Genomic DNA, 22862 nt, shown 5'->3' on the forward strand with positions numbered 1-22862 from the left:
TTACAAATAATGTTGGCTAGTTAAAATTTTGCATTAAATAACGGGAAAAAAATTAAAAATTCCATTTTTTCCTTTTTTTTAATTTGGTTAAAACCAAGGCATTTAAATTGAAGAGCTCACTTTAGGGACCCTCCAAGCCGGTAGCCCTTCCAACAACCGCACTGGATCTTTGGAGTTTTCTGGTAAACCACAAGTTTGCCCGGGTGACGGGCCCCAGATTCGAACCTGCCTCTTGAACACGAACCAGGTATTCGATAAATGCAGCCAACTCCCGTCCTTGCCGCGAAGTTATCCCTGTCCTGTCTGCAAATACGGGCGGACCGCTTTGGATTTGTTCGGGGGATAGCGCTATGCATACCCTTTCATCTAAACAGATTACCCGTCTTTCGGTAAAAGAGGCTACTAGTAGCGGGTGGACCAACTGGGAGAAAGGGACAGAAATCAGTTTCCATGGCCCGTTTCCATGCTGCGAATTTACAAGGAATGACGTAGCCCCTATACCTTGCAATGAAACGTAGTCCGTGTTTTCGGGTAGTTCTTTATACCGTTGACCGGCAAGCATTTCCCATTCACTAGGCACGTAGCGAAAGGGAAACAACGTCTCCATTAAAAATACGCTGTCTGCCATCGAAGCTTGAATATGCGCAAAAACGGATTTTTCAGGTGAAAAAGATATCAGCCCTGCGCGAAGACTGTCTACGGCCAAACTGTCTACAGCCCCACCGGCAAATTCGATCGTCTTGGTCTTTCCGACGGGAGTATTTGCCGCCATTAAAAATTGTACCGCCTGATTGAATTGGTCCATCAAAAACAACGAATCACGCCCTGCCCAAAGCGTAAACAAAGAGTCAGGGAGGACAGGCTTGGTTTTTAGTGCCGTTCTTAGTCTGCTGAGGGAGTCTTGGGCTACTTCGTCTATCAACCCTGCGTGCGACAAGCTAAAAGCCCATGTCGAAAAACAACCGTAGCGGCATCCGTCGTTTTCGAAAGGGTAATTTTGCATTTCTTTAGCCAGCTGATTGACGACCCCCCACTTTTCATTGGCAAGTTGTTGGTTGTTGAATCGGTTTTGGGTGCTGTTTTGGAGCGAGTCAATGGTTTTCATTTCCGAACGAAGGGCACTTTCAAACATCATGGCCTCCTCGTAATTGATAAACCGGTCCTTCATGATTTGCTGACTCAATTGGATGATGCGGTCGTTATGAAAAAACACCTGATTGATCTCCTTGCCGGTCATCAAGCTGAATAATCGCATCAGAGACTCACCTCCAAAGGTCTCTGCGCTCTCCAGGATGTTGGCGTTTACTGCGTTGGTTTCCAACTTTTGGATCGCATATTGTTTTACCTTTTTAGCATCCTTGAAGTTTACCCTACCGTTGTAGGTTAGTATGTCAAATCCCGGTACACCCTTTTCCGGTATAAACCATGGGTTTATATCCGCATCCAGAATTTTGGCAGAAAGCCCAAAGAAATGAAGCTCTTTGGATACTTCATTGATATAAAACATGTTTGGTGTAAGCTCTCTAAGGTCAAAACCTGCCTTTACCGTGCCCCTGCCTATCATGGCCAGTTTTTTCCGCTGTTCATTTTTGGGCATTTCCTCCAGTCTTCGTCGATAGTAAGTAGTTAAAAAGTCGTTTTCATCCCAAAGCCGATTGATTTCCAGCGGTCGTTCATATAGTCTGATCAGCAAGTCTTTTAGCTGATTGTCGTTCAGGTTGGTGCGGACTGGACGAGTACGTTGATTGGTTCGATCAAACAGGTAATTCAGTACATCATTATGCTTAGGTAGTAATTCGAGAGCTTCCCAGTCGCCGTGAAACCGCAGCCGCTCAAGTAGGTTGCTTCGGGATACTTTATCTGTGATCAGCCGTCTTCTTTCGCGCCTGTTCAAGTTACTTTGTTCAGATCCTAAAATAGCATCCTTTTGATTAGTGTTGAGCTCGTCGAACGTTTTGAGTTGCTGTAGCATCTCCTGGATTTCACTCACCACCTCATTGGCATGTTCCAGTAGGTTGGGTTCATCCAGTTTGTCTACTTGGGTGTCTTCTATAGTTGAAATCACTTCGCCGTAATATTCGGCAGTAACCAATTCACCGAGTTCTCTCACTTGCGCACTAAGCGTAGCCGTGGGTTGTAGCTTTAGTTTTCCACCGAAAAGTCCCAGCGGGTTCCACCAATAGATCAGCACGAGGATCCCTATAACGAGTCCTATCTCTAGTAGCAATCGGGCGCTTTTTAAGATCTGCCGTATCATGGTTGCCTTACAGTGTCTACGGGTTCATTGATTTCGACCCTTCGGAGAATGAGTTCGTTGTTGGCGAAATGAATGTAGATTTCGGTAAAACCCAATGCCCGAAGCAGGGAGTTCATCATCTTTCGTGTATGTTCTTGCGATGTTTTTACGATGCCTAAATAGGGCAGGCTTTCGCGGATATCTGTTTCCGCCATGCGGAAAAACTCTTCTTGATCCTCCAAGCTGATACTGTTCAAGAACCTGCTGGGATTGGAAATCAGGGTATCTTCCACAAACTTGTCCGGGGGGTAGGAGAAATTAATCACCTCGATCGGCGGTAACGACAGGGTGATTTTTGTCCCTTGGATGTCGATGTCCTTTTCGGCAAGGCGGCTTAAGTCAATGCCGGTTTTAACCGTTGCCTGGGAGTATGCCAGAAAAGAAGCTTCGTTTACAGGGATGAAAAATACTTTTTTCGTTTTTTTGCCGAATACCACCTTGTCTACCACAAACTCCGATGTCACTAAGTCGCTGGCTTGTTGAATTTTTCCCACCACCAATTCTCGTTCGTTTGATTTGCAGGCAAACAGTCCGATCCCTACCACCAAAAGAGAAATGAGACGGAATAGGAGGGGTTGACAGGTTTTCATAGCCCCTGTTCTTTTAGTTTTTCATAGGCAGCTTTCATCCGGGTGTGGTATTGGGTAACGGCATAGGCACTACCGTTGTAGCCGAACGCAAAGGCCTCCCAATCGTACTTTCCATTCAGCTCCTCCGAAATGTAGTCAACCAACCTTTTTCCACGGGACTTTTTGGTTCGGATGAATTCGAGAAAATCCAGCAGATGAAAGTACTCCGATTGGTGTTGATGCTCCATAAAGTCATCCACATCCTTGTAGCCTCTACCTTTGATATTTCCTTCCAGATTTTCTCCTAATACCTGAAACATACCCCAAGATGCGGCGTATACCGCGGCGGTTTTATGAATACCCATGGCTCTATCCAATCGGTCGTACTCTTTGGCGCCGCCTTTGTAATGTGCTCTGGTCCATTTTTCGAACAGGATGTCTTCGTTGCCTTTCAGGTGCTTTTGGGGATCTTCCCCAAGCTTCACCAAGTTTCTCCAAAACACATGCCCTTCAAACAGTATTTTAGCTCTTCCATCGGCCAAATGCCCTCTTCCGGACGATTCCACAGATATGACAGCTTTAACTACCGGCAGGCTTAGTTGAATACCCCGCTTTACCTCAAAGTCCTCCAAGGCGACCCGTATGTCCATGTCGCTGAGTACCTTGGCATGGGCCATGTCGTTGGATTTGATGAAATCGTCACCCGATTGCTCCACAATCGCTGTGTCTAGGGATGCCGAAAGGAGGGTTCGCTGGCTAGTGAGTGAATTGGGTTGGGAGTCCGGAAATCCGACGTTCTCTCGCATAAACTCCTGATCATCTATCTCCACGTCATCCATAGGCCCCGAGGAAGAGGTCGCTAGCCTCGACCCATCGGATTGGATAGATTGTGTACCTGAATTGTCCTCCGAACTGCTTTTGTTCGGGTCAGTCCATCGTTTACTTACGTATTTCAAGGACCTGTCACCGAAATAAAAGGCTATCATCATCAGAAAGGCCGTCTCAAAAAACTCAAACTGTTGGCGTAAAAGTGCCAAGTCCATACCGGTGTACCCGGATCCAAAGCTGGTGATGAGCAGGGACATGCCTCCCATCAAAAGGGTGAATGCAATCATGCCCCTCACGGTACCGGGAGGCAGACCAAATGTCTGGCTCCGGTAGGGATTGTATCTAGGGACATCCATTACTTCGGTTTCGGGTACAAAGATTCCGTTTCGCTTTTGCTCCGCTTGCTCGTAGATCCTGTCCCAATCCTGATCGGTAATGCCGTAGTTGATATTGTAAAAATACACCGACCACATGAAGTAGACCAGAAAAACTGCCATCCAAATCACCGCTGTTGCCAACCCGACGGCTTGAAAAAGGTTTTGATGCTCGATATACACAAAGAATGCCCCCAATAGACCGAAAAGCGTGAGGAGGGAAGTCAACACAACAGTACCCTTAAAGAAAAAGCTGTGGTAGGGATTGTTGTTTTGGTTTACCTGTTTGGCCCTGGGGTTCATGTGACGTGCTGCTATCCCATAAAGGAGTCCAACGGCAAGCAGCAGAATCAAAGTCACGGCAAAACTGGCGTTTTTGTCTTGCCACTCGGGCACGACCCCGAAAAGCAGAACCAAAGTGACGAGCACCACGGCCCCAAGTTGGACCAACAAGTAGGGTTTGTTTTGGAATATGGGCTTGACGTTTTCTGGGTGTGAAGTGGACATAAAAATGAGAGTTTGGAGTTTCTTAAAGCTTTTTTATTCCATTGCGATGGCTTCTGTCTTTTGCAAGAGATGAGATCTGCTGAACCAATCCTCATTCAGCACCTGTATACTTAATTGCTTTCCTTGATTGAGTAGTGGATGCAGCGTCTTGTAGAATCGTTCAAAGGCCAACCGGGAATGCGTAATCATTTTTTGAGGATCGGCGGCATTCACCCCGTCAGCGATTAGGATACAGCCTTCGGTATCTGCGTGTGTATTTCCAATGTGGATGTAGACCCTGCTAAAGTTAGGGATTTTCATGATTTCGATGTGGTAGTCAAACCAAGGAAATCTGTTTCGATACCGTTGGGTAAGCGGTGTTTCTACGCGGTTGAGTTCCAGCGGATAGGTGCCTTCCGGGATGCGCGTCTTTCCGTGAACCTTACTATCCCGGTGGGTGTCTTCTAACGTGTAGGCAAAAAAGCGATTCTTCAGGAATATCAGCCCTAGGGTTGTTTGGCCGTCATCCAGGTACCGAAGGACGGTGACCGCATGTGAAGCCATTGGAAGTCCTGATTTCTGTGCGTTGAGCAACTGATTTTCCAATGCCCTGACCTTTTCGTTCAGTTCGTCCAATGTATCGTTGGAGAGTTGCGGAGTGATCAGAGGAGTGGGTTGTGCGGGGGCTTGTACGGGATCTGCCGTTTTGGCTGGACTCTCCGATTTGGTGAACAGGCTTTTTAGACCTTCCGATGCGCGCCGGAACAACAGCACGACATAGCCGGCAAATCCTACCAACCACATCCATATGCCATCCAGTACCTGCGGTTGTAGGATAAACAGGATGGCAAGTACCAACAGGATCACGATAAGAGCAATCAGTAGAAACCGACTCATGAAATCAACTCTGTTCTATAGTTTAGAAGTAAATTTTCAGAGATAAACGTACGTCTATCTAAGTTAGAGCAAAATTTAATTATTTAAATCCGGATTTCAAACATAGTTTCGATATTTTAGAAGGCTATTTAAAAAAATATGATTTTATAACTCCACTGGAGGCCTTAGGACTGGCGTAATATAGATTGAAATTAAATTAGGTTTAAAAGCGGTCGTTTATTTGAAAACAATTGGATAATTTTTTAATTTACTGATTAAACAATAGATTCTAAAAAATGGCTAACTACAACTTGCAAATCAACGGAAAGAACTATCAGGTTGATGTGGATGAGGATACCCCACTTTTGTGGGTGCTCCGTGATCATTTGGGCCTGGTAGGAACCAAGTATTCCTGCGGCATTTCCCAATGCGGAGCTTGCACGGTCCATGTAAACGACAATGCGGTCAAATCCTGCACCTATCCGGTTTCTGCTGTAGGCACCGAAAAAATCACCACCATCGAGGGTCTGTCCGAAGAGGGAGACCATCCTGTGCAAAGAGCATGGGAAGAAGTAGACGTCGCGCAGTGTGGCTATTGCCAAGCAGGGCAAATCATGACTGCAGCGGCGTTTCTGAAAAAGAATCCTTCGCCAAGCGAGGAAGACGTGGTGGAAGCCATGAATGGCAATATCTGCCGCTGTGGCACCTACCACCGAATCAAAGAAGCAGTCCTACTCGCCGCCTCTAAAACCACCAGATCATGAGCACACAACTAAAGACCAATAGAAGAGATTTCCTGAAAATTGCAGCCACAGCCAGTGGTGGCCTTTTGCTGGGCTTCCATTTTTCCGGTTGTGATTCACCAAAAATGCAGGTGGTGACGGACGAGGAACTGATGGCTCAGGCAGTTAATTACAACGCATTTTTGTCCATTGCTCCCGACGGACATGTGGTGATTTTCTCACCCAACCCGGAACTCGGCCAAAACATCAAAACCTCTTTCCCGATGATTGTAGCGGAAGAGTTGGATGCAGATTGGGCAAAAGTCCGAGTCATGCAGGCCTTTTTGGACAATGAAAAATACGACCGACAGGTTACCGGAGGTTCCGGTGCCATGCCCCACTCTTGGGAACGGCTCCGAAAAGCCGGTGCGACGGCCCGAAGGATGCTTCTGGAAGCCGCTGCCAAACGGTTGGATGTAGATATTGCTAGCTTGACGACCGATAAGGGTCAAGTGATTCACAGCAGTAGTGGAAAAAAATTGGGTTACGGTGAACTGGCTACCGAAGCCGCTACCATGACCGTGCCGGAGGATGTGCCGCTGAAGGATATCAAAGACTTTAAAATCATCGGTACCCCGGTGAAAAACGTGGACAATAAGGCCATGTTTACGGGTAAGCCGCTGTATGGCCTGGATATCTATCGGGATGGGATGAAACACGCCATGGTACAACGTCCTCCTTTTGGGATGAAGATTAAGTCCTTCGATGCGGATGCAGCAAAAGGAGTAAATGGCATCACCGATGTCGTTTCATTTAATGACAATGTAGCAGTGGTGGGCACTTCGACCTGGCCCCTCATGAAAGCAAGGAAGCTGCTTAACATTCAGTATGAGCCCATAGATGGGGAATTGGAAAGTACAGAAATGCACAATAAGATCTTTGACGATCTGCTGAATAATGGAAAGGCACAAGTAATGCGTAAGGATGGTGACGTAAACGCCGCCTTCCGAAATGCTGCCAAGGTGATAAAAAGCGAATTTCAGTGTCCGTTTCTATCCCACTCGCCCATGGAGCCAATGAATTTCTTTGCCCATGTAAGGGCTGACGGAGTGGAATTGGTTGGTCCTACCCAAACCCCAGACCGCGCCAAGGCAGCAGCGGCGGAGATTGCAGGTGTTGATCCCGAAAAGGTCACCGTGGAAATGACCCGCCTGGGAGGTGGATTTGGACGACGGCTTCGAGCTGACTTCGTGGAGGAGGCGGTACACGTTTCCAAGTTGGTCAATGCGCCTGTGAAGCTAATTTGGACCAGAGAAGATGACAATACGGGAGGTGCATACCGTCCGGCTGTCAAGTATCGATTTGAGGCGGCATTGGATGCTAACAATAAGCTTATAGGGTACAAACTGAAAGGGGTTGGATTAAATGCAGGAAACACTACCCGGGAAAACAACTTCCCTTCCGGTTCAGTAGATAACCTGCTTATCGAGTCCATCGACTACAAGTCCCACATCACGACAAATGCTTGGAGAGCCCCCATTACGAATTTCCTGGCCTTTGCAGAGCAGTCCTTCATAGACGAAGTGGCGGAAGCCGCTGGTAAAGACCCGGTTCAATTTCGGTTGGAATTGCTGGACCGAGCAAAAAATAACCCGGTAGGAAGTATACATTACGATGTGGACCGAATGAGGGGCGTGGTAGAACTGGCAGCTGAAAAGTCTGGATGGGGCAAGAAAAACGGTGTGGCTCAGGGCTTTTCCGTTTATTTCTCGCACCGGTCCTATGTGGCGCAAGTCGCTGAAGTTCGCATGAATCAGGGAAATCCGGTGTTGGAAAAAATATATGCGGTGACCGACTGTGGTATCGTGGTAAATCCTACTGGTGCTGATCAGCAGGTGCGGGGTGGCATGGTGGATGGCATGGGCCATGCCATGTACACGAATATGACCATCAAAAACGGCCTGGCGGAGCAAAAGAATTTCGACAGCTACCGATTGATCCGTATGAAGGAAATACCTGAAATAGAGACCCACTTTGTGGACAATGGCATAGACCCCACTGGGCTGGGAGAACCTGCACTTCCACCCACTGGTGGAGCGATCTCCAACGCCATTTATTGGGCTACGGGAAAAAGACTTCGAAATCAGCCATTTATCGAACAGGAGGAATTGAAGGAATTCAACTTGGGTCAGCGGGCCTAATGGAGCTAGTTCGATAGATCAACCAAAAATGCCATCTTGTTACAAGATGGCATTTTTGGTATTAGGAGTTTTTTCAACGTTGTAAGGAAGGATGGGCATCCTTTTTTTCGCCCCGTGTAAAAGCTTTATAGGGTTTTTAGTCCATCGAGCTGTTGTTGAGGCTTCCTTTTACGTCATCGTTGGTGACGGCCTTTGCTTTTTTTGTGTTTTTATCGGTGGTGAGTTTTCCGATTTTGTAGGTGAAGTTGATGCGGAATCCCGCATTTTGCATGCCTATGGTGCTTTGTTGCAGGATGGTCGGAGTGATAAGTTCATTTTTCATGGTAAACTCTTTGGTAAGGAAGTTTTCGAATCCAAACCCAATGCTTCCCCGGTTTTCGTTGAATTGCTTGTTGATGTTAAGGTTATAAATCGCCAATCCACCGGCTTGCCCCTGAAGCTGAACCTGCTGGCCACGAGCGAATCCAAAGGCTTGAATTTGCCATTTGTTGGGCAGTTGGTAGCTGGCCATTCCTCTGCCGCTCAGAACGAAGCCTGAGTTAAATGCCGCGTACAAGGGATCGGTCAGACCGTTGTTTAATGTGGCATAATATCCGTCTATGCTTCCGTTCACAGTCAATTTGCTGGTGAGGTTGATATTGGAAAAAACCGACAGGCCTACTGTTTTTTCGTAGCCAATATTTTCAAAGGTGGTGAAAATCACGTCTTGGCCGGTCACTGTTCTGACTGGCTGAATGGATCCCGTGGTATTTCGGAAGTAGGTAGTGAAGTTGAAAGTGGCCGTTTTAGAGGCTGTGCTGTAGGAAAGTTCCCAATTGTCGGTAAGTTCAGGGCTTAACAAGGGATTTCCCTGAGATACCTGCTGCGGGTTGGCTGCGTTGAGGTTTGGGTTCAGGAAGTTCAGAAACGGACGCTGTACCCGTCGGTTGTAGGCGGCTTTGATCATTTCCCCGGTGGTCAATTTATGGCTGAAATTAACGCTGGGAACCCAAACCCCATAGGAGGGGATGTTCGCTTCCTGACCCATCGTACCGAAATTGGCGTTGATGTGGGTGTATTCATACCGTACTCCCCCTTTAAAGGAGAAATCTTGGAGGAAATCGGTGGTAAAGGAAGCATATCCGGCGGTTACCTGCTGGTTGTAAGCGAAGTTGTTGGAGAGGGCAGGATTGGCTGACTCCTGAAAGGTCCCGGATGCGCCCTCTGCTGTGTAATACATAAAGTCACTTTCCGCTTGTCGGGTGATGTTCTTCGCGCCGAATTCCACTAGTTGGTTTTCCGACAGGGGCTTGATATAGTCCAGTTGCACCGTAAATTCTTCGTTTTTGCTTAGGTTGTTATTTAGAATCCTGCTTACTACTTCTGCGGCGGTTTCACCATACAGACTGTTTTCGAATGCGTTGGATTGGTTGCTTACGCTGTAGAGAGTAGACAGGCTAAATTCTTCGCCCTTGCGGTCAAATGTTTTGATGTAGTTAAAGTTGGCATCCACATTATTGGACTGGTCATTGGTGCTCACATTTCTTAATAGGGAGCTTATCAAGGCATCCGATACATAGGTTTCAGTGAGGAGGTTTTGCTGGAGGTTTTCGCGGTTACGAAGTCCAAAACTAACCGATGCCGATAAGAAGTGATACGTATTGATCTCGTAATCCCACCCCAAGTTGTATCTGCCTAGAAGCATGTTGGTGCCTGTATTCGCCTGCTGCAGCACCTGCATGAGCGATCCGTTGGGCTGGGTAAGCGTCTGTTCGTTGGAGAAAGATCCTAGCACGTTGTACATGGAACGACCAAAACCACCAAGAGTCCAGCCCATATTTCCTTGCTTTAGGCTACCATTCAGGCCTAGCGTAGAGCTTCTGTTGCCTGCAGAGCTGTTGATATTCAGGGAGGATCCTTGCAGGTTATTTTTCTTGGTGATGATATTGATCACGCCGCCTGTGCCTTCTGCGTCGTATTTTGCGGAAGGGGAGGTGATTACTTCCACAGATTTGATTTCCTCGGCGGGGATTTGTTTCAACGCATCTGCTACGTTGGATGCGACGATTGCCGACTGCCGGCCATCTATGAGTACCAGGATATTGGAGCTTCCCCGCATGGATACATTGCCATCCATATCCACTGAAAGCATTGGTACCCGACGCATGACATCCGTAGCATCCCCGCCAAGAAGTGTTTTGTCATTTTCGGCATGGTAAATTGTGCGATCCACTTTTTCTTCAAAGAGGTCCCGCTGGCCCGTAATGACCACTTCATCCAATGAGATATGGGCAGGTTCCAAGTGAAAAATGAGCGGAATCGATGGGGAGACGTCTTCCGCCACTTGAAAGGTTTCGCTTATTAGTTCTTGGTATCCCATAAAGGAGATCTTGAGCTTATACAGGCCGTCTCGTAGGCCAGTTAGTACAAACTCACCATCAAAATCCGCCACCGCACCGGATTCCAAAGATTCGTCTTCAGAACGGATGAGGGAAACGGTGGAGAAGCCTACAGGTTCACGGGTTTCGCTATCCACAATTTGGCCGATTACCTGGCGGGGTGCCTGTTGGGCATAGGTTCTTTCTAGGCTGCCAAAGGTAAGCACGGCAATGAATAGAATGGATCTTAGTACGTTCATGATGAGCTGGATTATGAGGTGTTAATTGAATGTTAGACACCATGTAGCTGAGATCGTTTAAGTTGAAAAATGAGTGAGGGGGTGGCAATAGGCAGTATCTGGGTATCACTCGACGAAATCCCGTTAAGGATCGACAGTTCTGGGATTTTTTTTCTTCGGGAAACCTGTTTGTTCTTGGTTTTGCACCGCTTAAATTTTTGAAATTAAGCGATTTGGTGCTTACTTGCTTAGATTTAATCGAAAAACGATCTCAAATAAGATGTATATTTCAAGTAACGTTCTATATCAAAAGTTGCTCCTGGTGCGGGAAGGCTACGCGGATCGACTGATTGCATTGCTGCTTATCTTGATACTGACGGCAGGCTGTAAGCAGCAGGAACCGGAGATTACCCAGGTAGATTTTGATCAAGTGGAGTTTGGAGATTTTGTGGAGCCAGACTTTCCGTATATCACGACTTCCATCGATGCGAGAGAGCTGGGGTCAGGCTTTCCTACCGATAATATCTCAGCGAGGGCTTTGGCTATCAAAGTAGGTGATCGCGCCTATGCTTCCTTCGACCCGGATATGCTGCGTTGGACTGTTGCTTGGACCGGTGATTTCCTGCCCATGGTTACCATGGCCCAGATTTCTTACAACAGCTTTTACGATAAAAACAACAAGATCCCCCGTATTTTAGGAGATCCCCATTTTGCTACGGGCCAATATCCTGGATGGCTTTCAGGTAGGTCTCCGGAGTTTATCGACCCGAGACCTGCCAACCCATATCCCGGAGCACCTTCTTGGGGACCATTGGATGTCCGTGAAGCAAGGTGGGAAGGACACTATTTGGCGGAAAACGAATTGGTACTGGCCTATACTGTCAAAGGAACAGCCATTTTGGAGAAGCCTGGTTCGGTTCAGAATGTAGACCGCACGGTATTTACGCGCTCTTTTCAGATTGAGTCACATCGGGAGGAGTTGCATGTGGTGTTGGCTGAAGTTACGGACGGAGCCCGTTCGGAGCTCACTGAACATACCGCAAAGATTTTTCACGGCTCGGATGGTGACCGCGTCACAGCGGTAAACTTGGCAGGAGATGTAGCCGGATTGCAGCTTCGGGTGAAAGATGACCGCATCCTCTATCTTTCCATTCCCAATTCCGACACAAAAAGGAACTTTGGCGTAGGCATTTGGACCGGTTCAGCTACGGAAAGTAGTGATTTTGCCAATCTGTTGGTTGATTTCAAACCTACGATCCCTGCAATTGAAAAAGGGTCTCCGGCTAGGTGGAAGGAAAAGGTACTTACCAAAGGTGAGTTGGCGCCAGACACCGCGTTATTTGTGACGGACCGCTTGACACTTCCGGTACCGAATCCGTGGAATCGAAATGTGCGGGTGGTTGATCTGGATTTTTTTGATAAAAGCAAGGCAGCGGTGGTGACCTTTGACGGCGATGTCTGGATATTAGAGGGCATCAATGCCAAGCTAAATCGGCTTTCTTGGAAGAGGTTTGCCTCCGGACTGTATGAGCCCCAATCGATTTCCGTGGTAGATGGGCAGATATATGTGTATGGCAAAGAGGGAATTGTCCGACTCCACGACCTTAATAAAGATGGTGAAGCCGATTTTTACGAAAACTTTTCCAATATCATGGCGCAGTCAATCGAAACTCGTGAATGGGCCAGTGATATGGTCAAAGATCCAAAAGGTGGTTTTTACATTGCCAAATTCGGTGCGCTGGATATGGGGCCGGAAACCTCCTCTCCGAAGGCCATCATGGGATTCCGGGCTGGATCGCAGCATGGAGGGGCCGTATTTAAGGTGTCGGCAACTGGCCGCGAGATGGAGATGATCGCATCTGGATTCCGCGGACCTTATTTGGGCATCGACCCAAAAACAGGTAGCTTGAGTGGTTCCGATCAACAGGGACACCACATGCCCTCAACGCCCATTATGATGATCAAACAAGGCGACTATTATGGTGTATCGGCCACGTCGCATTTGCCGGAACTGCCCGAGATCACCCCACCGCTTACCTGGATACCTCATGCAGAGGATCGGTCGGGTGTTAGTCAGGTGTGGGTACATAGTGATCAGATGGGCCCACTAAATGGCAAGATGGTGCACCTATCGTATGGTAGGCCGGGATTGTTTCAGGTATTGGTAGATGATACGGGCAAAGCACTGCAAGGGGCCGTGACAGTTATTGATGCTGACTATCCAGCACCCACCATGAAGGCGGAGATCAATCCAGGCGATGGGTTGATGTACCTAGCTGGCTTCGCACTTTGGGGCCATAAATCCGATGTATTGACAGCGATGTTGCGGCTCAGGTATACCGGAATGGAGAGCCATCTGCCCGAAAAATTCCAGGCCAGAGAAGGAGGTGTGATGATACGCTTTGCCACCGAACTTGACGAATCTTCCGCAACGGACGTGACCAATTACTCGGTAAAGCGTTGGAACTACCACCGAAGTGGTAAATACGGTTCCGGCCATTACAAATTGAACGGTGAGGATGGAGAGGAGCAGCTTCCGGTTTTGGCAGTTGAGCTATCCGAAGATCGAAGAGCTGTTTTTTTGGTCGTCCCGCACATGACCGAAGTCATGCAAATGGAAGTAGGATACCAAATTGCTGCGAAGAGCGGTATGTCTTTGGATGATAAGCTGTGGTTTACGGTAAACGATCTGGCAAAGCCAAACCTACTAGCGGAGGGATTCAATTCGGTGGATTTAGAGGAAATATTGGAAAACACGGATTTTACGTTGACAGCTGTGCGTGAAGAGGGAACGGCTTCATTGGAACATGGCCGTCAGTTGTATGCCAAGATGAATTGTATAGCCTGCCATTCGATCGATGGTAACAATGAGGGCCGAATTGGCCCCGGCATGAAGGGTATCTACGGAAAAGAACGGCCCGTAAAGGATGGGGAGCCCGTGGTAGCTGACGAAGCGTATCTCGAAGAGTCTATCATAGAGCCCAGCAAGAAAATCGTAGAGGGGTACGATGAAGGTATGCCTTCGTTTTTGGGTGTTTTGTCAGAAAATGATGTATCCTCGTTGATTATGTATATCAAGTCTCTTTAGAGCAAGCATTATTCCAGTCGAACAGGGGTTTAGCCGTTAAAAAAATCCCTGTTCGATTTTTTTATTTTTGCAGCTGTTTCTCCGAATTTTATTTTTAAATTCATCTTGTAACAATCCCAATAACCTTATTGAAGCCTTCTCTATGAACAAAGATTTTACAGGTGCCTCCCGGCGCCGATTTATTCAACAAGCTGCCTTGGCAGCCCTTACGCCTCCCATATTGATGTCCCTTCCCGCAAACGCAGCAAGCCGAAATGGCAAGTTGCGACATGTAGCTGTGGGAGTAGGGGGTATGGGATGGCATGATTTGAACCGGTTTATGGCCCACAGTGATGTAGAGATCGTAGCGATATGCGATGTGGATGCCAATCACCTCAAGAGAGCAGCCGAAGCGTTGCCCAATGCAAAAGCCTATTCCGATTGGCGCGAGCTGTTGAAAGCAGAGTCCAGCAATTTCGATTCCATCAATGTCAGTGTGCCGGATCATAACCACTTTGCCATATCCTATGAGTCCATTCGGTTGGGAAAGCATGTGTATTGCCAAAAGCCGATGTGCCACGACGTGGCGGAAGTCAGGGCTTTGACCCGTGCTGCAGATAAGGCGGGCATTGTTAGCCAATTGGGAACCCAACATGCCTCCGGTAAGGGTGATCGCACCGCGGTGCAATGGATCAAAGAGGGCCATATCGGAAAAATAAAAAACGTTTACCTTTGCTCAAACCGTCCAGGAGCAACGGAGGCTTACCGTTACAAAGGGCCCAGACCTGCTCAAGGTGAGCCCGCACCTGCTCATTTAAATTGGGATCTTTGGGTAGGTACAGCCCCTATGCGCGACTATTCCCCCACAATTTACCATCCCTCCAAGTGGCGTGCGTGGCAGGACTTCGGCACGGGATGGTCCGGCGATATCGGCTGCCATATTTTTGATGCAGTTTGGAAGGGGATGGGATTGAAAGATCCTGTATCGGTAATTGCGCGAGTACAGGATTCTTGGCAGCAATCCCCTGAACGGATGGCCGATACATGGCCCCAATCCAACCATATCACCTGGATGTTTCCGGGAAATTCCCTGACAGCAGACAAGCAATTGCAGGTAGAATGGTTTGATGGCGAGTTTTATCCTCCCGAGGAAGTGAGGGCTTTATTTTCTGTGGAAGATTATCCCGCTGAGTCGGCCATGCTGATCGGTACCGAAGGGGCCTTGTTAATACCCCATACCAAAATGCCGGTGTTGTTGCCTGAAACCAAATTTAGTCACGTGAAGGAGTCATCGTTAGAAGATAGGGATCATTACCATCATTTTGTGGATGCCTGTTTGGGCAGGACACGTACAGAGAGCCATTTCAATCAATCTGGTCCCATGACCGAAGCGATTATACTGGGGACGGTCGCTTTGCGTGAACCCGGCAAGTTGTTGAAGTGGGATGCGAAAAAAATGAAGATCAGCAATTTGCCCGCCGCTGAAAAGCACCTAAGCCGACCATACCGTAAGGGCTGGGAAGTAAAAGGGTTCAGTTGAGGTGGATGGACGTTAACAGGCTGGAAATTAGCCGCAGGGATTCATGGGGTGGCTGTTGGCCACCCCATCATATTTTTGGCATATATATGCGTGATATTTAAATTTGTGCTATTTTTAAAAATTGATTTTTGTTCGCAAGATAGTTGATTCTCTGAAATGGTTAAGTCTCTAATAGCAAGTGGTATATTTTTATTTCTGGGTTGCTTTCTTTTCGGCTGTGATGCTACGCAAGAGGAATATGAACCTATGAGACCGGAGATTTACGAGCTATACCATTCGAGTAATCGGCTATTAAATTCCGGGGCATTGCCCAATTACCCCGCCTATTTGGATTCGCTTTACAGCCAATTTTCGGGCCTGAATTCGCTAGAGCAGTGGAACAAGTACCTGCATATTGCCTTGTTTTACATTAACTTTAACCAGGATCTAGATATGGCCAAGGCCTATAAGGACAGCATGGACTTGGTATTGAAGGGAAAGGAGCAGGTATATAAGGTGGAATATTCACGTAATTTCTTCATCGAAGGGGATATCCTAAAAGGAAGAAAGATGTTTTTTGATGCGTTCAGGAGTTATTACAATGGGAGGGAGTTCGCAAAGAATCACCTACCACTATGTACCACTGCCGACCTGACGTATCAGCTCGGATTATTTAAGTACAATCAACGGCAGTTTGACCAGGCAATCGATTATTTCCTACAAGCGGTAGAAGAGGTGGCTACCTGTGGTCCCGATGAGTCTTTTAATGTTGTTGTGATGGATCCCCAAAGGTACCTGACCACGATCGCTCTTTCTTATGAAAAATTAGATAAACTGGACAGTGCTGTTTTTTATTATGAAAAGGCAAAGGATTTTATCAATAGTAGGGTGGCCACCTATCCAAAAAAGTCCCAACCACTGGAATATCATTTTCTGGAAGTCGCCGAGGGCGTTGTGCTTGGAAATCTTGGGGGTGTACTTGCCAAGTTAGGGTACGTTGAAAATGCAGAAAAAGCACTGTTGCGAAGTATAGAGATCAACGATAGACCCGAATATGATATTCCCGATGCGAGGACGGCCAAGATAAAGCTCGCGGGTCTTTACCTTGATCAGGGTAATCTCTCTAGTGCGAAACGGTTGATCGATGAACTGGATTCCTCCATCGGCCGAATTACCCTCAAAAACACCAGTTACTTCGATATCCTATCGCGGTTTCTCAGATTGCGTTGGCGGTATTACGACGCTATCGATGAGGAAATACTCGCCTATCGGGATTTGAGTGCTTACACCAAACTATACGAGGAAAACGAGCGGTCTGCAGAGGCTTCTCGGTACTTGGATATGGAGGAAGCATTTCGGGTTACGGAACAACAATACGAAATTGCCATTATCAGTCGCGAAAACGAAATTAAGAATATCTACCTTTTGGGTACGTTGATTTTCTTGGTGGTAGCAGTTGGCTTTTTAGTCAACGTAGGCTATCACCTCAGAAGATTTCGGGCAATAAATCGGCAAATCAGCCAGCAAAACATTGAGTTGCAGGATGCGCTAGGTGCATTGGAGCAAAGCCATGCAGAAAATTCCCGCATGATGCACATCGTGGCGCACGATCTTCGAAGCCCCATCAGCAGCATGACCATGATTGCCGATGTATTGTTGGAAAGCGGGAACTGGTCAGAGGAGGACCGTACTTTAATCGAACATATAAAGATATCAGGTAATAATTCTCTGAACCTGGTTTCAGAGATGCTGCAGGTAAACCGGGGGATCGAGGGGCTACAAAAGGAGGAAGTAGATCTGGAGCGTATGCTGAATTACTGTGCAGACCTGCTTCGCTTCAAAGCAGAGGAAAAGCAGCAGCAAATTACGCTTTCTACCGAGCCAGTCAAAGCCTGGATCAGTAGAGAGAAAATGTGGCGGGTAGTCAGTAACCTGATCGCTAACGCGATAAAATTCAGTCACAAGGGAGGGAACATACATATACAGCTGGTAAAGAAAGTCGACCGTGCGTTGATTTCCATACAGGATCATGGAATAGGCATTCCGGATAAGTTAAAGGATACCTTGTTTGAGCTCTTCACGAACAGCAAGCGCTATGGCACGGATGGTGAGACCCCTCACGGTATGGGACTGGCCATTTCAAAACAGATTGTGAAAGCGCATGGGGGTAGGATTTGGTTTGAAAGTGAAGACGGAAAAGGGTCCACTTTTTTTGTGGAATTGCCCTTGAATGAATCACCGGCGTAGCCTCTGTTATGAATGAACGGTTATTGCTGATAATCAATTTACTGACTTTTTTGGGGATAGATTACTGTAGGTCCATTTTTCAAGTCCCTGTCAAAACGCATATATTTACCTAAAAAAGTATGAAACGTATGCTGTTTTTGGTACTGATTGGTGCGCTCGGTCTTCAATCGGTAGCCTATTCCCAGACCAAGGTGATAAAGCGCCACTTGTTGGCTTTTTGGGATTTTTCGGAGGATGCAGGTCAGCCAAGGGTTTCCAAATCATTTCAAAATGATGAACAATACCACCTTTTGGAGGGCACTGTACCCATTGAGCGGATATCTGAAGGACCTATTGCCAAGAGTTCTGCCTACATTAAAGACAGTACCTGGTTCTACATTCCGAGAGGTGAGCTCGGTAAATTGAACATCTACGGAAAGGATGCAGCGGTGACAGTGGTCGCTTGGGTGAAAAAAGACTCCGAAAAATATTGGCAGGCCATAGGGGGTGTCTGGGACGAGACACGGGAGAAACGGCAATACTACTTATTTTTGAATGCGGCCAGTAAAACACACCACGACGAGATGAAGCGATACCCCACGAATGGACGGATACACGGGCATATTTCCGCAACTGGGGGCAAAACCCCCGGTCAAATAGCTTGGATCTCCTACGCAAGCAGTGATGAGGAGGTGGCCACCGGTGAATGGGCCATGATCGCCCTCGCCTACGATGGCAAGCAAATCAAGGTCTTTAAAGATGGAGCACTAAGTGCCCATGCACTTACTAACCCATTCCCCTACGAGGAAGGGATTTTTGACGGTGGGGAAGATGGGGCGGACTTCACGGTTGGAGCCAACTCGGTGATAGGTAAGATGACGAATCAGTTTGTAGGTCAAATCAGTGGTTTGGCCGTTTTCGACGAGGCGCTGGATGAAAAGGCTATGCGCCGGCTGTATAGGAAGGGAATAGGTTTCTAGGGCAAGTAGTGTCGATTGGCAAGAAAAAATATCTCTTTTTAGAAAATATTTGTTATACTGCCTATTCAAAATCGATTACCCAAAATTTATTGACCTACGTATGAATAAAAACCGAAGAAGTTTTATCAAAACCGGAGCCCTAGGTGCTGCGGGTATTTCCTTAATCCCTTCGATGGTGCTAGGGAAGCCGCTGGGACACGTGGCACCGAGTGACAAGGTAAACTTAGCTTGTTGCGGCATCGGACATCGTGGTGGCGAGATCATCCGGGCGCTGCATGCTACCGGACTGGCTAATGTAGTTGCCCTTTGCGATGTGGATATGGGAGCTCCCCATACCAAAGCTGTGATAGATATGTTTCCCGATGTTCCCCGTTTTCAGGATTTCCGTGTCATGTTTGACAAAATGGGGAATCAAATCGAAGCGGTAACAGTTGGAACCCCAGATTTTTCCCACTTCCCCATCACCATGCATGCGATGGCCTTGGGTAAGCACGTGTACGTGGAAAAGCCCATGGCGCGGACTTTTCAGGAAGTAGAATTGATGATGGAGGGGGCTAAAAAATACAAAGTGGCTACCCAAATGGGAAATCAAGGGCATTCGGAAGGAAATTACTTCCAGTTCAAAGCCTGGAAAGAAGCTGGTATCATCAAAGACGTAACTGCGATGACTGCTCACATGAACGGCAAACGTCGCTGGCATGATTGGGACGTCAACATGGCGGCTTATCCTGCCGGGCAGTCCAAGCCGTCTACAATGGACTGGGATACTTGGTTGTCGGCCATAGAGCATCATGATTTCCACAAGGATTTTCACGAAGGTCAGTGGCGTTGTTGGTACCAGTTTGGAATGGGCGCCTTGGGAGACTGGGGGGCGCATATCATGGATACTGCCCACGAGTTTCTGGAGTTAGGATTGCCGTATGAGGTGAACCCTGTCAAGTTGGATGGACACAATCCATTCTTTTTTCCCATGGCAACCACGCTAGATTTTAAGTTTCCCGAGCGAAATGGCATGCCAGCCTGTACCATCACTTGGTACGACGGTGTCAATAATATCCCGGCAGTTCCGGATGGATACGGTGTTTCCGAGTTGGACCCCAATATCCCTCCGCCAAGCACAGGGCAGTTACAGCCGGCGAGATTGAATCCGGGTAAAATCATTTACGGCAAAGACCTTACCTTCAAGGGGGGATCCCACGGCAGCACACTTAGTATTATTCCGGAAGAGGCTGCAAAGGACATGGCTTCCAAGCTTCCGGAGGTGCCTGAGAGTCCCTCCAACCACTTTGCCAATTTCCTCAAGGCCTGCAAGGGTGAAGAAGAATGCCGATCCTCCTTTGAGATAGCCGGTCCGTTGAGTCAGGTGTTCTGCTTGGGTGTATTGGCACAGCAGATGAATACCAAGATCGTCTTTGACCGCGAAACCAAAAAGGTAGTGAACAATCCCTTGGCAAATGCTATGCTGATCGGCCCACCTCCCCGAAAGGGATGGGAGCAATATTACCGCGTATAGTACAGGCTGTTCATAGCAGATTAACCTAAAAGTCCACAATGCCTTGTGATAGGTGATTGTGGATTTTTTTCTATTTCATCCATTGGCCGAGCTTCTGTCGGCCTCAAATCCCATCCTTTGATATGAAGCGGCTTGTTCCTTTTTCTTTCCTGTCCCCGTTTTTTCTTTTATTGGGAGGTTTCTTGGGTTCCTGCGATGCCCAACGGGATGGTACCGACATGCCGCACAGACCCCATATTGTCCTCATCTTTGCAGATGACATGGGATATGGCGATATCAGCGCGTTGAACGCCTCTTCAAAAATCACTACACCTCATTTGGACCGAATGGTAAGGGAGGGTATGCATTTCACACGGGCCCATGCCAGTGCTTCGGTCTGTACTCCGTCGAGGTATGGACTGCTAACAGGAAGGTATGCGTTCCGATCAGCAGCGGCTGCTTATGGCATAGGAGGCTTTGCGGGTCCCGTGGTAGAGGAGGGAAGGGAAACACTTGCCTCACTTCTGAAGCGTTCAGGTTACCATACCGGTATTGTGGGCAAATGGCATTTGGGATTGGGATGGCAAACGCGTGATGGATTGCCGCCTACCATGGTGCATGGGTCCGGGCTGTCGAATGTTGCCTATTCCTTGCCTGTGACAGAGGGCCCCGGAGATGTGGGGTTTGATTATTCTTTCATCCACCCCGCCTCCCTGGATATTCCGCCCTATGTTTTTCTTAGAAATCACGAGGTGGTTAACCCGAACGTTGTGCTGACCTCTTCGGTATATCCCCGCCGACGGGAGGATACGGAGTTTTCCTGGGATAAAAAGCACTCGGATGAGTTGGCCATTTATTGGCAAAAAGGTGTCTGGTGGAGGGAAGGGGAAATGTCTACCGACTTCCGTGTGGAAGACTGCCATGCCACCATTCTTGGAGAGGGGCTTTCCTTTATTAGGCAGCATGTCTCTATGGGAGTAGCTGACCCGTTTTTTCTCTATTTGCCCCTTACTGGACCTCACACCCCATGGTTGCCCTCACCCGAAAACCAAGGGAAATCCGGTGCGGGCGTTTATGGTGACTTTGTGCTGGATATAGACCAATTGGTGGGTCGGGTTATGGAGGAGTTGGAGCAGCAAGGCATTGCAGATCAAACCCTGCTGCTCTTTGCAAGTGACAACGGAGCGTACTGGCCTGAATCAGAAATTGAACTACACAATCATGATTCCAATGCAGGGCGGAGGGGTCAGAAGGGAGATGTCTGGGACGGAGGCCATCGGGTACCGTTGATTGCCCGATGGCCTGGAGTGATCGCTGCGGGCCGTTCCTCGGATGCGTTGATCAGTTTGACGGATTTTTCCGCGACCTTTTCCGAGATGACAGAGACTGCACCGGGAGAGGGGCAAGCGGAGGATAGTCAGTCTTTTTGGTCCTTGCTGCGAGGAACGGGAGATGAGGGTATGCGAACCGAAATGGTCCATCATTCCTCCCGGAATCTTTATAGCATTCGAAGTGGTGGCTGGAAATACATAGAGGGGCTGGGATCCGGTGGATTTACCGATCCCGCCATCGTTACCCCCGGAGAGGGCGATCCCGCCGGTCAGCTGTACGATGAAACGCTAGACCCTTCGGAGCAAGAAAACCGCTATGTCCAGCTTCCGGATGTCGTAAACGAACTGGCTTCCAAACTTGAACAGATCCGCGGGAAGTAGGGGGAGTGATTTTTGGATGCTTCAGATAGAATGTATATGATAGAAACCACAAGACTAATTTTAAAGCCATTGACTTACGACCAGTTGATAAAATACATCAAATGCGACAATTCGTTAGAGGCTGAACTGAATTTGAATGAAACTTCCAGGACAGTCTCGCCGGAACTAAAAGAAGCATTGGAACAAACAATTTTGCCAAACGTAGCGGACGAAACAAAAAACTATCTATTCTCCACACTTTGGACAGCAATTTTTAAAGCTGAAAACAAAATGGTTGGAGACTTATGTATAGTTGGTGAACCAAACGAAGCTGGAGAAATAGAAATTGGTTATGGAACTTATGACGAATTCCAAGGAAAGGGATTTATGACAGAAATGGTTGGCGGAATTATCGAGTGGGCTAAAACCCAACCATTCGTAAAATCAATAGTTGCTTCTACAAACAAAACCAATACAGCTTCTTTTAAAGTTCTTCAAAAAAATAAATTCATCAAAGTCGGAGAGACAGATACACTACTCATTTGGAAATTAATTACTGTCGTCTGACTAATTTTCGAAAATTGATAAAGAAGCAACTGGATTCATTTTCTGAGGGCTTTTTTTCGAAGTTCAAAAAGTATCCCTGTCCGGAGAGGAATAGCTCTGTTTGCACCTTTTGAAGATCCTTTAAAAATATCGTTTTAAGATAATAAGGCCAATGTTTTTACACAACTCCTTAAGACTGCCGTTTATAGTCAGCACTGCATAAAACATGCAGATGAAATCGAGCACGACGCAAGCGACACACACTGGGATGACTATCCGCCATGCGAGATTCCATCTGACCATTAAAAAACAATTATAGACAGATGAAATCGAGCATGACGCAGCCGTCACACACTGGGATGACTATCAACCATGCGAGATTCCATGTGACCG

At 47.5% G+C, this 22862-nt stretch carries 14 protein-coding genes; 9 read left to right on the forward strand and 5 right to left on the reverse strand.

Annotated elements, in window-relative coordinates; translation table 11 throughout:
- Nucleotides 1-121 precede the first annotated feature (121 nt).
- The 4 genes from JJU34_RS13005 to JJU34_RS13020 are packed head-to-tail and all read right to left on the reverse strand — an operon-like array spanning nt 122 to nt 5450.
- On the reverse strand, nt 122-2257 hold the full coding sequence (locus tag JJU34_RS13005) for a DUF4230 domain-containing protein (protein WP_228692812.1): 2136 nt from the start codon (nt 2255-2257) through the stop codon (nt 122-124).
- A complete protein-coding gene (locus JJU34_RS13010) occupies nt 2254-2886 on the reverse strand; it encodes a DUF4230 domain-containing protein (protein ID WP_228692813.1) in 633 nt (210 codons plus the stop codon). The genes JJU34_RS13005 and JJU34_RS13010 overlap by 4 nt, the downstream gene beginning before the upstream one ends.
- Complete coding sequence (locus JJU34_RS13015; protein WP_228692814.1) at nt 2883-4574, reverse strand: N-acetylmuramidase family protein; 1692 nt, start codon at nt 4572-4574, stop codon at nt 2883-2885. Before JJU34_RS13015 ends, JJU34_RS13010 begins: the two co-directional genes overlap by 4 nt.
- 33 nt (nt 4575-4607) lie before the next feature.
- A complete protein-coding gene (locus JJU34_RS13020) occupies nt 4608-5450 on the reverse strand; it encodes a DUF5675 family protein (RefSeq protein ID WP_228692815.1) in 843 nt (280 codons plus the stop codon).
- 275 nt (nt 5451-5725) lie between these two features.
- On the opposite strand from JJU34_RS13020, the gene JJU34_RS13025 reads away from it, so the two are divergent.
- Nucleotides 5726-6193, forward strand: coding sequence for a (2Fe-2S)-binding protein (locus tag JJU34_RS13025; RefSeq protein WP_228692816.1), 468 nt, complete (start codon nt 5726-5728; stop codon nt 6191-6193).
- On the forward strand, nt 6190-8352 hold the full coding sequence (locus JJU34_RS13030; RefSeq protein ID WP_228692817.1) for a molybdopterin cofactor-binding domain-containing protein: 2163 nt from the start codon (nt 6190-6192) through the stop codon (nt 8350-8352). The genes JJU34_RS13025 and JJU34_RS13030 overlap by 4 nt, the downstream gene beginning before the upstream one ends.
- 136 nt (nt 8353-8488) lie before the next feature.
- Here JJU34_RS13030 and JJU34_RS13035 read toward each other — a convergent pair whose 3' ends face one another.
- On the reverse strand, nt 8489-10969 hold the full coding sequence (locus JJU34_RS13035; RefSeq protein WP_228692818.1) for a TonB-dependent receptor: 2481 nt from the start codon (nt 10967-10969) through the stop codon (nt 8489-8491).
- 259 nt (nt 10970-11228) lie between these two features.
- Between JJU34_RS13035 and JJU34_RS13040 the strand changes: the two genes are divergently transcribed.
- The 7 genes from JJU34_RS13040 to JJU34_RS13070 all read left to right on the forward strand — a co-directional run bounded on the left by JJU34_RS13040 (nt 11229) and on the right by JJU34_RS13070 (nt 22490).
- Nucleotides 11229-14036, forward strand: a complete 2808-nt coding sequence (locus JJU34_RS13040; RefSeq protein ID WP_228692819.1) for a DUF6797 domain-containing protein — start codon at nt 11229-11231, stop codon at nt 14034-14036.
- 142 nt (nt 14037-14178) lie between these two features.
- The gene (locus JJU34_RS13045) at nt 14179-15555 is read left to right on the forward strand and encodes a Gfo/Idh/MocA family oxidoreductase (protein WP_228692820.1); all 1377 of its coding nucleotides are present in this window, start codon (nt 14179-14181) and stop codon (nt 15553-15555) included.
- A 246-nt stretch (nt 15556-15801) separates the two neighbouring features.
- Nucleotides 15802-17781 carry a tetratricopeptide repeat-containing sensor histidine kinase gene (locus tag JJU34_RS13050; protein WP_228692821.1) on the forward strand — a complete coding sequence of 660 codons (1980 nt, stop codon included), beginning with the start codon at nt 15802-15804 and terminating at the stop codon, nt 17779-17781.
- 119 nt (nt 17782-17900) lie between these two features.
- Entirely contained in the window at nt 17901-18740 is an 840-nt protein-coding gene (locus JJU34_RS13055) for a LamG domain-containing protein (RefSeq protein ID WP_228692822.1), read from the forward strand.
- Nucleotides 18741-18840: 100 nt separating this feature from the next.
- Complete coding sequence (locus JJU34_RS13060) at nt 18841-20253, forward strand: Gfo/Idh/MocA family oxidoreductase (RefSeq protein ID WP_228692823.1); 1413 nt, start codon at nt 18841-18843, stop codon at nt 20251-20253.
- A 122-nt stretch (nt 20254-20375) separates the two neighbouring features.
- Nucleotides 20376-21944, forward strand: coding sequence for an arylsulfatase (locus JJU34_RS13065; RefSeq protein WP_228692824.1), 1569 nt, complete (start codon nt 20376-20378; stop codon nt 21942-21944).
- 36 nt (nt 21945-21980) lie between these two features.
- Nucleotides 21981-22490, forward strand: a complete 510-nt coding sequence (locus JJU34_RS13070) for a GNAT family N-acetyltransferase (RefSeq protein WP_228692825.1) — start codon at nt 21981-21983, stop codon at nt 22488-22490.
- Nucleotides 22491-22862: the final 372 nt, after the last annotated feature.

Source organism: Lunatimonas sp. (genome assembly GCF_020832325.1).
Classification (GTDB): Bacteria; Bacteroidota; Bacteroidia; order Cytophagales; family Cyclobacteriaceae; genus Lunatimonas.

What these genes read in the sequence shown, in the direction of transcription:
- JJU34_RS13070 (WP_228692825.1), top strand. Translation starts at nt 21,981, where the DNA reads ATGATAGAAACCACAAGACTAATTTTAAAGCCATTGACTTACGACCAG.
- JJU34_RS13060 (WP_228692823.1), top strand. Translation starts at nt 18,841, where the DNA reads ATGAATAAAAACCGAAGAAGTTTTATCAAAACCGGAGCCCTAGGTGCT.
- JJU34_RS13025 (WP_228692816.1), top strand. Translation starts at nt 5,726, where the DNA reads ATGGCTAACTACAACTTGCAAATCAACGGAAAGAACTATCAGGTTGAT.
- JJU34_RS13050 (WP_228692821.1), top strand. Translation starts at nt 15,802, where the DNA reads ATGAGACCGGAGATTTACGAGCTATACCATTCGAGTAATCGGCTATTA.
- JJU34_RS13035 (WP_228692818.1), bottom strand. Translation starts at nt 10,969, where the DNA reads ATGAACGTACTAAGATCCATTCTATTCATTGCCGTGCTTACCTTTGGC.
- JJU34_RS13020 (WP_228692815.1), bottom strand. Translation starts at nt 5,450, where the DNA reads ATGAGTCGGTTTCTACTGATTGCTCTTATCGTGATCCTGTTGGTACTT.
- JJU34_RS13010 (WP_228692813.1), bottom strand. Translation starts at nt 2,886, where the DNA reads ATGAAAACCTGTCAACCCCTCCTATTCCGTCTCATTTCTCTTTTGGTG.
- JJU34_RS13045 (WP_228692820.1), top strand. Translation starts at nt 14,179, where the DNA reads ATGAACAAAGATTTTACAGGTGCCTCCCGGCGCCGATTTATTCAACAA.
- JJU34_RS13055 (WP_228692822.1), top strand. Translation starts at nt 17,901, where the DNA reads ATGAAACGTATGCTGTTTTTGGTACTGATTGGTGCGCTCGGTCTTCAA.
- JJU34_RS13005 (WP_228692812.1), bottom strand. Translation starts at nt 2,257, where the DNA reads ATGATACGGCAGATCTTAAAAAGCGCCCGATTGCTACTAGAGATAGGA.
- JJU34_RS13040 (WP_228692819.1), top strand. Translation starts at nt 11,229, where the DNA reads ATGTATATTTCAAGTAACGTTCTATATCAAAAGTTGCTCCTGGTGCGG.
- JJU34_RS13015 (WP_228692814.1), bottom strand. Translation starts at nt 4,574, where the DNA reads ATGTCCACTTCACACCCAGAAAACGTCAAGCCCATATTCCAAAACAAA.
- JJU34_RS13065 (WP_228692824.1), top strand. Translation starts at nt 20,376, where the DNA reads ATGAAGCGGCTTGTTCCTTTTTCTTTCCTGTCCCCGTTTTTTCTTTTA.
- JJU34_RS13030 (WP_228692817.1), top strand. Translation starts at nt 6,190, where the DNA reads ATGAGCACACAACTAAAGACCAATAGAAGAGATTTCCTGAAAATTGCA.